The following is a 12,312-nucleotide window of genomic DNA, read 5'->3' as shown; positions in this document are numbered from 1 at the left end:
ATGGTGCCGGTGCCCGAAATATCCGATCTGCTCTATGACCCGGAGAAGAAGGCGCGCGGCGCAATCGTTCCGGTCCTGCTTGGCGAGGAAGAGGCCCTGACGGCTGGCTCGATGCAGCGACTGACATTAACACCGCCGCGCCGGGGCGGAAAGGTTCCGGCTCCCGGCGAGCAGCAGGTTTTCGCGAATACCAGAAGGCACCTGACAACCGGCACTGCGCAGCCGTCGGCGCCGGCCGGCGGCATCGATGCCGGCCGGCAGCCGTTGCAGGGAATTCGTGTCATCGATTTCTCGATGGGCTGGGCGGGCCCGTTGTGTACGCGCACACTGGCTGATCTCGGTGCCGACGTCATCAAGGTCGAGGCCATCCAGTATCCGGACTGGTGGCGCGGCGTTGACCGGCGTCCTGCTTACGTTGACAGCCAGACGTACGAAATGATGCTGAGCTTCTCCATCATGAACCGCAACAAGCGAGGTATCACACTCGATCTGACGCGGCCCCAGGGCCTCGCTCTCGCCAAGCGGCTTTCGGCAGGAGCCGATATTGTCGTCGACAATTATTCGGTCGATGTGCTGAGGAAGCTAGGGCTTGGCTACGACGTGCTCAGAACGCTCAACCCGCGGCTCGTCATGATGTCGATGTCAGCTTTTGGGACGAATAGTGTCCATCGCGATTGCCGGGCCTACGGCTCGACGCTGGAGCAGGGGTCGGGGTTGCCGAGTGTGATCGGAAACCCCGACGACCCACCCGCGATGAGCCACTTCGCATTCGGGGATGCTGTCGGCGGCTTGAACGGATGCGCTGCAGTTCTGGTTGCACTGCTTCACGCCCACCATACCGGGCACGGACAGTTCATTGATCTGGCGCTGATCGAATGCATGATGCCGTTTGCAGCGCCATGGATCACCGTCCACTCGATCGGCGGTATGCCGGCGAGGAGGTACGGAAATCGACATCCGCAGTTCGTGCCGCATGGTTGCTTCCGATGTGCGGGTAAGGATAACTGGATCGTGGTAACTGCGACCGACGAGGACATGTGGCACAGGCTGGCGCTGCTCATTGGCCGGCCAGACTGGGCCATGGATGCATCGTTGAAATCTGCGGAGGCTCGCCGCGGCATCGAGGACGTGATCGAGAGAGGCGTCGAGGCCTGGACGCTCACCCGCCCTGCGGATCAAGCCATGTCTGAGTTGCAAGCCGCAAGGGTTGCAGCTGGCGTGGCCCGGCTGCCAATTGACCTTCTCAATGACCGGCATCTTAGGTCGCGCGCGTTTCTGCAGGAAGTCGAGCGTCCGTTCCTGGGTAGGCATCCACAGCCCTCGATGCCGATTCGCGAAGATTCACGGCCGTATGCGATCCGCACAGCGGCGCCTACGCTCGGACAACATAACAGAGAGATACTATCTGGACTTCTCGGGCTCTCCGGCGCGGAGATCACACAATTGGCGAAGGAGGGCATCATCGGTACGGTGATGATCTCCGAAGAGGAACTCGTAAAAAAGAAGCTGTCTTCCGAGTGAGAAGTCGACGCCACGGCCCAGATACTGTTCGATAAACCCACAGGGAATTCGCATTCGGAGGCGCCACGTGGTTGTTTGCAGCGCCCGTGGTGCAGCAAAGTGCACTTGCTTTGGCAACGACGAGATGAGTGAAGCCGCCGGCGATGAATGGGCGGATCTTGAAGGTCAGATTTGCTTCGAACGCGGCCATGAAGCAGAGTTCATAGCAACGCCATACTTCATCAACGGCCTGCTAACCGCCCTCGCAGCCCCCACAACTGGGCTCGCAGCCTACACGACTTGCAGCAGCTTAACCAACTGCAGATTCTCGCGATAACCGTCTATTATCTCCGAAACGGCTCACCGGAACACTGAAATTGCTGAAATAGACCGCGCCTGCCTACGGTGGCAGGATGCATGTGTAAGAATACTACCAACCTTAGTAGGTTCGTTGTTCTCGGTTCTTAGATAAGTGGACGGAGCCGGTCTGGGAAACACGTGTCGCGAATATCCATGGCATCTGAGAGAGGCTTGATTGTTCATTGAACTACCTACTTGCAGAGGAGACCACCTTGGGTGGATTGATCAGTGAGCGACGTCAAATGCAGTCTTTCGAAGACCTAGAATCAAGCGTCCTCTCTTACTCACGTTTGCTTCCGGCTATTTTCAGTCGAGCGCGCGGCTCCATTGTGTTGACGGAGAGCGGTCGAAAGTTCATTGACTTTTCCTCATGCGCCGGAACGCTGAACTACGGTCACAACAATCACCAGATCAGAGCTGCTATTGCGGAATATTTAGCATCGGATTCCGTTATCCACGGGCCCGACATGGAGACTCCCGCGAAGCTCGAATTTGTGAGGACTTTCAGCTCCGTCATACTTCAGAAACGTGATCTGCAATACCGGCTCCAATTCACGGGGCCAACTGGTGCTAATGCTATTGAGTCGGCGTTAATGCTTTCACGCGAAGTAATAGGACGTCAAAATGTTATTTCATTCACGCATGGCTATCATGGCATGAGCTTAGCAGCGATTGCTATGAGCGGTAATCGTTGTCATCGCGCAGCCAGCGGCATTTCTTTGTTTGGCGTAACTGTGAAGCCCTATGATGGCTATCTTGGACGAACTGTTGATACGGCTGAATATCTCCAAAAAGGCATTGGTGGACGAGAGCAGTGGCATCGATCTTCCAGCCGCAATTGTGGTCGAAACGGTGCATGGAGAGGGGGCATAAATGTAGCTTCCAAACAGTGGTTGCAGTCGATTCAGGCCGTAGCAAAAAGTGTTGGTGCCCTTTTCATAGTTGACGATATTCAGATGGGCTGTGGTCGCACGGGCGGTTTCTTCAGCTTCGAGTTTGCAGCGTTGTCGCCAGTTATTGTCGTGCTGTCAAAATCGCTAAGTGGGTACGGTCTGCCATTGAACAATGTTGTTGATCAGGGAAGGGCTCGTCGCATGGCGAGCAGGAGAACACACAGGCACGTTTCGAGGAAACAACCTTGCGCTTGTGTCCGCAACCGCAGCTATAAATCTTTATTGGCGCTGCCGGACTTTCTCGCAGGGTGTTAAGCGCACGGGAAAACTTATGCGGCGGCGACTAGAGACCATCGCATCTGACCATGGCAGCGGTTTTGCCGTTCGAGGGCGCGGCGTGGCGTTGGGGTTCGATTGCCAGAAGGCCGAAATCGCAGAGGGAACGACACGCAAGGCATTTGAGAAGGGATTAATTGTCGAACGATGCAAACCCGCTGATCAGGTGATAAAAAGTTATGCCTGCATCACGATCGACTCTGAGACACTAAATCAAGGTTTTGAGATATTCGAGGAATGTTTGGCCAAACAATGAACAGGCCAAGGCCGTAGTAACGTGATCTGCCTCTGATCATCCAGACACCCTGAAGGGACCAACCATGGCCTACGAGACCATCAGATATGACGTCGCCGAAAAAATCCTCTCCATCACCTTGAACCGGCCGGAGAGGCTGAACGCTTGGAACTTCACCATGTGTCGGGAGCTGATTGAGGTGTTCGATCGCGCTGACAAGGACGACGGTATCCGCGCCATCATCGTGACTGGCGAGGGCCGCGCCTTTTGCGCGGGCGCCGATCTTTCGCCAGGTGCCGACTCATTTGACATGGAGCAGCGGGTTCAGGTGAGACGGCTGCCCAATGGGGCGGTAGATTACAGCGATCAGAACGTCCGCGACAGCGGCGGCTTGCTCACGTTGCGAATCTTCAAATGCCTGAAGCCTGTGATCGCCGCGGTGAACGGGCCGGCGGTCGGTATCGGCGTCAACATGCAACTCGCGATGGATATCCGCATTGCGTCTGAAGCCGCTCGCTTTGGCTTTGTGTTCTCCCAGCGCGGCATCGTGCTGGACGCGGCCGGGAGCTGGTTCCTCCCGCGCATTGTTGGCGTCGCGCAGGCGCTGGAGTGGTGTTACAGCGGGCGGGTATTCTCGGCGCAGGAAGCGCTCGCCGGCCGGCTGGTGAACAAGGTGGTGCCGCCCGATCAATTGCTGGCCACGGCGCGTGCAGTCGCCTGCGAGATCGCCGAAAAGACCCCACCTGTATCGGTCGCGCTGATCCGGCAGATGATGTGGCGCATGCTGGGTGTCGATGATCCCATGGAAGCGCACAAGATCGACAGCCGTGTCAGCTATACGCTTGGCCGTTCCGCCGACGCCAGGGAAGGGGTGATGGCGTTTCTGGAGAAACGACCCGCGATGTTTAAGAATAGGGTGTCGTCCGATATGCCGGATTGTTTCCCATGGTGGACGGAGCGGGAGTACAAATGATCGTTCCGGCTTCCCGGCTAAGGGAAGCGAGAGCCGGGACCATGCGCCTGTGCTGTTGTTCGCCAGGTGTGCGAGTCCGACCATGGGAGGTGGCGCCACGCGCAGGTCGAAACCGTGCTGTGAATGGAGCGCATACCGTCTGTGGCTGATATGGTCGTCGCTCGTCCTGATCCGACGTGCGCAGATCGGCGAGCTAAAGCTCTGCGCGAGCGCAACGGGCTCGATCTTCATTGACTCGACGAGATCGTGGATTGTCAGCGTGCGGTCTTAACTTTCAATATCGACAGCGAACGTCTTGCCGACCGGCAGCGGCGTGCGAGCTGATAGAGAGAGGAACCTAGGTCCTCCATCGTTGCGCCCTTGCACCTCAGCTGGATCTCATGCGTTGCTGTCCGCGTCGATTGCCACGATCGCGAGTGGCGGCCCATTCTGCCAATCGCTGCTGACGAACAGAGTCGACAACGATGCCGAGCCGGGCGACATCATCTGCTGCAAAGCCGCGCGCCCATCGACGTAGGAACTGCTCAAGAACGCTCCGGGGCTCTTGAATACTGATACGCCGCTCCCCTCAAATATCGAATGCAATATCTTTTACTAGAGTAGGTAGTGCCTCCGTCCGCTGTCATGCCGTATCATCTAACAACTAGCCATATGAGCTTGGACGCGGCTCATCACGATATGACAAGGTGCAGCAATGACAAGCCTAGTTAATCCGTTGCAAGTATCACGCTTCCTTCAAGTATATGACGATGTTGCCGCCACAAAAGGTATCAAGCTTTCGATAGGATTCGATTTTCGTGAGTATGTCTCGATCACACGTGCCCTTCCAACGAAGAGCTCGACCCAGCCAAACTTCCGGCCAGATCGATCGCCAATTAAATCAGGTGAGGGGTATTGGATCATCGGCGTCGACATGAACAACCAGGTCGCTCTTGTAGACGCTGCTCGACTGTATGACCTTTCACGCAGCAACCTTGCAGAACATCTTGAATCGCTGAAGGCATTTTACGCTGATCCGATAAAACATGCACACCCTGAGGACCGTTGTACTTGCACAGCACCAAGCGCGAAGAGGATAACGGGGAAAGTAGCCTACCACGGGGATCTTTGGATTCGGAGAGACTTTAGAGGACAGGGGCTGGCGAAGATCACAGCAGGAATAGCGCATGGCGTGTCTTTCGCCATGTGGGCTCCTGACTTCTTATGTTCGCTTGTGGCAAGCTTTTCGCTGGATAAGGGGCTCGTCGCGCAATACGAAATGCTGCATCATGAATCAGGCGGTGCGATACTAAGGCTGGTGCAAGAGGATATTATGGAGGACGGTTGGCTTATCTGGATAACCGGCGAGGAGTTGAGGAGCCAAGTTGAGCGCCACGATAGAGCAACTCTGCCTTTAGCTCCGTCACCTTCATCGGTACGACGGGGTGGTACTGCCGCGCATGACAATTCTCGGTGGGTCCGCGGGAGCAAATAATGATCCTGTTCACCTCCGATTTGCAAGTTCAGGTAAGTATCGCGATGCTTTGATCGCCTCGACTCACTCCAGCGAAAGGCTGGCCCCGAACACAACCCACCGAACGGCGAGATGCCGGAGAAGGAGGTCCTGCGAGGAGTAGGGCTAGGCCGACTCCGTTGTCAAGTACCTCGTTGAGGATACCGTGAACCACGCATTTACGTGCTCGAATATGGAGCGAAACGCGCGTATTGGGCAGAGGTCTAAAGACAGCTTTGCACGCGCGCGCCTGGTCTTCCCCGACGGCACGTCGCGAGTAACCATCGAGCGGGATCCGTTCCCGTTCTATATCGAGCGCGGAATAGGCAGCCATCTCTTCGATATTGATGGGCGCCGTTTTCTCGACCTGAATTGCAATTTTACGACGTTGATCCATGGTCATGCCTTCTTGCCTGTCGTTGAAGCGTTAATTAATCAGCTCCAGTTTGGCAGCTGCTTCGCAAGTCCGACAGAGCGCGAGATCGAACTCGCCGAATTGCTTGGTGCCCGCATTCCTCAGGTGGATCGCGTTCGCTTCGTAAACACGGGGACTGAGGCCGTGCTGTTTGCGATCAAGGCTGCGCGGGCCTTCACTGGACGTTCGAAAATCGCCAAGCTCGAGGGCGCCTATCACGGGGCCTACGACTGGGGCGAAGTGAGTCTGGCGGCGACGCCGGACAATTGGGGCGATCCGACCGCACCCAAGTCTACGGCCTTCTATCGGGGGATGCCCACAAGCGTACTCGATGAAGTGGTTGTACTCCGCTTCAACGATGCTGAAGGCGTCCGTCGATTGTTGTCATGGCATGCGAACGAGCTTGCTGCCGTCGTTTTGGATCCGATGCCAAGCCGCGGTGGTCTAATTGCACCGAAGCCTGAATTCATCTCGGCGGTGCAAGAAACTGCCTGCGACAACGGGATTCTGGTGATTGCAGATGAGGTCCTGAATCTCAGGCAGAGTTTCCGTGGCGCTTCAGCCCGCTATGGCCTTTTTCCGGATCTCGTCACGATGGGCAAGATCGTCGGCGGCGGTTTGCCGATTGGAGCGATCGGTGGTCGCGAAGACGTGATGAAAGTATTCGATGCCTCAGCGGGCCGGCCACTGCTTCCACAAGGTGGCACATTTTCGGCCAATCCTTTATCCATGACAGCGGGGCTTATCGCAATGCGGCATCTGGACCATGCGGCCTTTGCACATCTGGAGATGCTTGGGAACATTGTTCGGGATGGGATTGATCGAGCCATCTCAAGCCGCCGCGCGCCGCTGTGTGTGACCGGAGCGGCCTCGCTCTTTCGAGTCCATCCGATGGCACAGACCCCGAATGATTACCGTGAGGCCCATCCCGCGACTGCAGGAGCAACTCTAATGAAACAGCTCACGCGCTTCTTTGCGGAGAACGGCATCTTCCTGCCGCTTGGCGCTGCCGCCTGCATTTCGACACCTATGGCGCGCGCCGACGCCGAGTTCATAGTTGATGTCTTCGCAGGCTTTCTCGATCGCCATCAAAGCATGCTGGATGCGATAACGGAACATACATAAGTAAGGAAACAATTCGTGCAAGATATCGGCCGCCTTAGCGGCGGTCCGGTCTCCAAGTTGATCTTCGACAGTGCGGCCCTCCGCTGTGAGTCTACCGATAGAAAGACGCAAGCGGCGCGATGACGGATCGTGTGCGCGCTTGGCAGCCGGCCGAGCGCGGTGGTTACAGCTCGGAATGGGACATGCCCCAACGTTGCCGGTGTCTCCTCTCGTCGAGTCTTATAAGTACCGTATTGCTTTGGTGCCGGAGGTCGAATTCAATGGGCCTGCAATTTTTTCCCAGGTCATGCTGCGAGTGTGCGAGCGTGCGGATGTCGGGTTGGTCACGATCGCCCTGGGGAGAATTGCTAGATATCGGCGAGCGAATGTCGTTCGCCAACTATGAATTCATTCTAAGGAAGACAGCCGTCTCGCAGCGCGAGTCTCGCAGCGCCGCGCTGACGGAGTTCACGTGCGAGCCCTTCATGCACTCCGTGAGGAAGGAGAGGTCCTTTGAGCGGGCCTGAGCGCGCAGCAGTTCTGCGGGCGACGGGTCAGCGCATCAAGCAAGAACAGACTGTGGTTCCTGTAGCAGGGGAATTTCTTGCACCTGATGTCGCACCCGACGTAACAAATCGTCTCCTTGCATCAGTGATCAGGCTCAATTCGTAATCGGTGGTGGTCGGCCGCAGCGTAACTGTTGCTTATCGCCAGAGTTATCGACCGAAAGCGCTCCCACTCCGACGCTATCGTAGCTAAGCGCGTGTGGCGTCCGCTCGCGAGACTTCTCCGCGGACATGGTGATCTGATTTCTTGATAACGGCAGTGCGCTACGTCCCGAGTCGAAACTGCAGAAAAGAATGTGCGATAAGTGCGACCAGGGCATACAGTACTTCGTGGCTACTGCCAGCTAGACTAGCGGCGCTGCTACTGAACCGCTCTAGCCCATCTGATGTGGTAGCTGACCAAGCGACGTAGCGGATGGTTTAGTGCGTTTCAACTAGGGACCGATTGAGTGGCCCGCAGGAACTGTACAGAACCTCTAGCGCGCCCAATATTGTGAAGCCGCGTGTTGTGCCCACTTCTCAATGCCGGTCGACTGCGTACGTTTGGCAGATGGAATGGAGAATGAAATGGAGCAGCAGAGCGCGCTCTCTAATGGTGGCCCGGCGACCCGACATTTTCGGAACACCGCTTACGTGATCAATGAGAGCAGAACGTACTATGATGCGGCCCATGCGGCGGGTCTCATGGCTGTCCACGGGCGCTCAACGAACGGACGCGCCTTTGCTTTGGGCACCGGCTTGGTTGACGGTCGACCTCAGGTAACTGATTTCGTGCGGTGCTCGTACCTGGGACTTGACAATCATCCGATGATCGTCGCCGGCGCGATAGAGGCGATTCAGGCGCATCGGTCATTGCACTGGTCTTGCGCACGAACGCGGCTGAGTTTCGATTTTCTGGCAGAGCTTGAAGCAGCCTTGTCAGAGATGTTCTGCGCACACGTGCTCGCCTTTTCTACTGTCATGCTCGCCAATCTAGGCGCGATGCCCCTTCTTGCTTCGGGCCAATTGACAGGTGGAGTGAAGCCGCTCGTCGTGTTCGATCGCATCGCGCACATCTCGCTTGCTTATCACAAGCCGGTGATCGCTGATGAAACGCAGGTAGAGACTATTGCGCACAACGACATCGACACTCTCGAACGCTTGTGCAGCAAGCATCCAGTGGTCGCCTATGTATGCGATGGCGTCTACTCAATGGGAGGGAATGCGCCCGTCAAGGAATTGCGCCAGCTGCAAGAACGTTATGGGCTCTTTCTCTATATCGACGATGCTCACGGCATATCGCTGTTCGGACGACAAGGCGAAGGATTTGCGCGCTCTCAGTTTCCGCGAGTGTTAGGTGATCGCACGATCATAGCGGCCTCTTTGGCTAAGGGATTCGGCGCATCGGGCGGCATGTTAATGCTCGGAACGGCAGACCACGAGGCGCTGTTTCGACGATATTCCATTCCGTATGCGTTTTCGGTAGCGCCTAATCTGGCGGCGGTTGGCGCGGCGCTTAGCTCATGCAAGATTCATCGCTCGGCCGAACTCGGCGAACGGCAGGGACGGTTGGCCGAACGGATCAAGGTCTTTGATCGCCATATCGCAAGCGCCGAGCAGGGAAATTCACTTCCGATCAGAATGATTTCCATCGGATCGGAAGCCAAGGCGATTGCTATCGCTAGACAGCTTCTCGATGCCGGCTTCTATACGTCAGTCACCTTCTTCCCGACCGTTGGTCAAGGAAGGGCAGGGATTCGAGTGTGCATTACGGCCGATCATGCGGTCCGCGACATAGAACGGCTGTGCGACCGCATCTTGGAAACGATACCCGGCACGACCCGCCAAGCCGTCGGCCCCCCCCTAGGTAATGGCGGCGACTCATCGACGGAAATTCATGGAGCTGCCGATGAAGACGAACGTGCTGTCACTTGAGATGTCGACAGGGAGTGTAAAAGCTCGTCAATCTTCGATCGGTTGTTTGACTTCGAAGGTATGTCCGGATGTTGAGGCCCACGTCGTCAGCGCGTCCCTGCGTGGAGATGACGTATGGCCGGCTGGGATGTACACTCATTGTCGGTCATTATGTCCCAGGAGAATTGTTCACAGTCAGAACATTGGCGCGACGCCTTGGCACCATTACGACGCACGCGAGCGATGCGCTTTCGCTGTTTCTTCCGTCCGATGCGCCGTACGCAAATCATCGATCGCGAATGGTCGTATCGGCGCTGAAGCTCGCCGAAATCGACAAACGAACAAAGAGGCGCTTCGCATTCGAAGGTGTGCCATCTTGAGAGCAACACCCGTTGATGGCAAGTCCGACTGCCGCGGCTCTCAAGCGTGGTCAGCGGGCTCTTGTCCATGCATGCTCGCTGGATCTGGCGGCGCATCGGACCGACGTGCGCCCTTCAGTTGGGAAAGACGGCGCTGCATCAGCAGCCATTTAGAGACTATCATTGCGCCGATTGGATGCGTAATTGTGAACACGCGTGCAACTACGTGCTTGAGGAGACCTCCATGGGGATGGGACCTGGCTCCAATACGGCGAAACGGGGCGGGCTACCACGCTGGCGTCGATTGCTGGGTTCTCATCCGCGGCCCCATCGTGAATCCGGAGAAGGAGATGCCGAGCTGCTGGAAACGAAGGCCATCTGGGGGCGAGTTTTCGAACCGCGCCACGTGGATGAGGCAACAACGCCGACGATATTTCCCGAAGCGTACGCCGCTTTGCCTTGGCGCTGTGGGCTCGCCCGTTACGCCGTTTGCGACCGTTTGGCGATAATGCTGAAACCAGGAAAACCCAGGGGCCAAAGCGGGCCGCGCGTTACTCTCGTAACCGGAGGAGCACGCGGGATTGGGCTTGAGATCGTACGTCGGTTCTTGGCCGATGGCTATCAGGTCGCTTTTGTGGCGACAAGAGCAGAGCATGTCGAGAGTGCGCTTGATATTATTAAATGTCCGGAAAATCGGCTCTATGCCGAGGCTATCGACGTAACAAGACAAAACGAAATGCGAGCATTTGTTGATCGCATCCGGGCGCGTTGGGGCGAGATTGCGATTTTGGTGAATAACGCAGGTATTTCCCCCAAGCGCGTAGACCAGGACGCGCCATGGTTTTCGCAGACATCGATCGAGGAATGGGCGCGGGTCATCGATGTCAATCTTAACGGTCCCTTCGTCCTCATACGGCTTTTGGCGCCAGCTATGATTGCCAAGCGCTATGGGCGAATCATCAATATTGGGTCACTCGCGGGCCGTGCCATGCCATTGATCGCAGGGCCGGCTTATGCAGCATCCAAGGCGGGACTGGTCGGATTGACCCGCGCCGCGGCGCGGGACTTAGCTCCACATGGTATTACGGTCAACTGTATCGCTCCTGGGCGAATTCTCAGTGATCTGACTGGGCCAGCCGCGGCTGCGATCAATCGTTCCGCTCTCAGCCGGATTCCGGTCGGCCGTTTTGGAACGGCTGAAGAGGTGGCGCATGTCGCAGCCTTTCTGGCCTCGCCGATGGCGGGCTTTATCACGGGTGCAACCATCGATATTACAGGCGGCGAGTTCGCCGCCTAGTTGACGCACATCTCATTTTGGCGCGAACTCGCGGCCCGTAGGAATCTTGAGGAGGGCCTCATGGTGCCAATCAGCCGGGTTCAATGATCTCCAATTGGATCCGCTCACGCGGACTCCGGGCTGGCTAATGCTCTTGCTGAGTGTAGTGCCCTCCTCGACAACCCAGCATGGCCGAGCGGCACCTGGAGCACGCAGGAGATCGGTGCCTGCTCCAAAGGATGAGTAGCAAAGTTGTGCCGCGGTGTGTGCAACGCTACTACGCGCTTGCTCAGCCCGGCGCTGACGCTGGTCGAACGTCTTCCTCATTCCAGCAATAGGCGTATGTTAGCCGAATATCGCTTGTCGGAGGAAAACACGCGTGGCCTCCAATGCCCCCGTGGAATCGCCGAGCCGTCGTTGTCGGATTTCCGACATTGATGGTCGTCGTCAATCAGACAGGATGTCGGCTACCGACGGCAGGGAGAGAAACGATCACCGGAGCGAATACGCTGACCGGCGGCATCCTCTCGCTGTTCGGCTAGAATGCGTCCTACTGCTGCGGCCGTGACGTGAATTCGGCGGCATGGAGCCGGATCGTAGGTGCGGCTTGGCCTCCCAGGTTTTTGAGGCAATCTCCGGCACGTCGGAGAACGAATGGTATTATGGAAGAACGTTGCTTAACTCTATGCAAACGACGCGGCGTCAATTTTTTCGGTGTTTGAGATCGACAACGTGATCGACCCGGGCGGAGCCGCGGCGCTGGATCATGGCGAATCCGCGCTCGGTCTCAGTGCCCTATCTCGCACCGATCGTAAGCGCCCGCCCGTATGTGGAAAGCAGCGCGCCGCGTTGTCGACAGGCACGGATCGCTAGATGGGATCCGGCATCGGCATGGGTCGAAAAATGGAGC

At 57.1% G+C, this 12,312-nt stretch carries 8 protein-coding genes; all 8 read left to right on the top strand.

Going from position 1 to position 12,312, the window contains the following annotated elements; translation table 11 throughout:
* Positions 1 to 1,521, top strand: a 1,521-nt coding sequence (locus AKL29_RS00195) for a CaiB/BaiF CoA transferase family protein (protein WP_160321689.1), incomplete at its 5' end; no start/stop codon positions are given.
* 551 nt (positions 1,522 to 2,072) lie between these two features.
* A complete protein-coding gene (locus AKL29_RS00190; RefSeq protein ID WP_283809381.1) occupies positions 2,073 to 3,068 on the top strand; it encodes an aminotransferase class III-fold pyridoxal phosphate-dependent enzyme in 996 nt (331 codons plus the stop codon).
* On the top strand, positions 3,007 to 3,345 hold the full coding sequence (locus tag AKL29_RS46220; RefSeq protein WP_283809380.1) for an aminotransferase class III-fold pyridoxal phosphate-dependent enzyme: 339 nt from the start codon (positions 3,007 to 3,009) through the stop codon (positions 3,343 to 3,345). The genes AKL29_RS00190 and AKL29_RS46220 overlap by 62 nt, the downstream gene beginning before the upstream one ends.
* Before the next feature lie 64 nt (positions 3,346 to 3,409).
* On the top strand, positions 3,410 to 4,297 hold the full coding sequence (locus AKL29_RS00185; RefSeq protein WP_050382186.1) for a crotonase/enoyl-CoA hydratase family protein: 888 nt from the start codon (positions 3,410 to 3,412) through the stop codon (positions 4,295 to 4,297).
* A 694-nt stretch (positions 4,298 to 4,991) separates the two neighbouring features.
* The gene (locus tag AKL29_RS41495; RefSeq protein ID WP_152977364.1) at positions 4,992 to 5,771 is read left to right on the top strand and encodes a hypothetical protein; all 780 of its coding nucleotides are present in this window, start codon (positions 4,992 to 4,994) and stop codon (positions 5,769 to 5,771) included.
* 211 nt (positions 5,772 to 5,982) lie between these two features.
* Complete coding sequence (locus AKL29_RS00180) at positions 5,983 to 7,329, top strand: aspartate aminotransferase family protein (protein WP_050382185.1); 1,347 nt, start codon at positions 5,983 to 5,985, stop codon at positions 7,327 to 7,329.
* Positions 7,330 to 8,441: 1,112 nt separating this feature from the next.
* Positions 8,442 to 9,788 carry an aminotransferase class I/II-fold pyridoxal phosphate-dependent enzyme gene (locus tag AKL29_RS00175; RefSeq protein WP_244481640.1) on the top strand — a complete coding sequence of 449 codons (1,347 nt, stop codon included), beginning with the start codon at positions 8,442 to 8,444 and terminating at the stop codon, positions 9,786 to 9,788.
* 426 nt (positions 9,789 to 10,214) lie between these two features.
* On the top strand, positions 10,215 to 11,423 hold the full coding sequence (locus tag AKL29_RS00170) for an SDR family NAD(P)-dependent oxidoreductase (protein WP_244481639.1): 1,209 nt from the start codon (positions 10,215 to 10,217) through the stop codon (positions 11,421 to 11,423).
* Positions 11,424 to 12,312 lie beyond the last annotated feature (889 nt).

Origin of the sequence: Bradyrhizobium pachyrhizi, assembly GCF_001189245.1 — a bacterium.
In the GTDB taxonomy this organism is placed as follows: Bacteria; Pseudomonadota; Alphaproteobacteria; order Rhizobiales; family Xanthobacteraceae; genus Bradyrhizobium; species Bradyrhizobium pachyrhizi.
The sequence above is the reverse complement of the archived record's forward strand: the minus strand, read 5'-3'. Positions and strand labels throughout refer to the sequence as shown.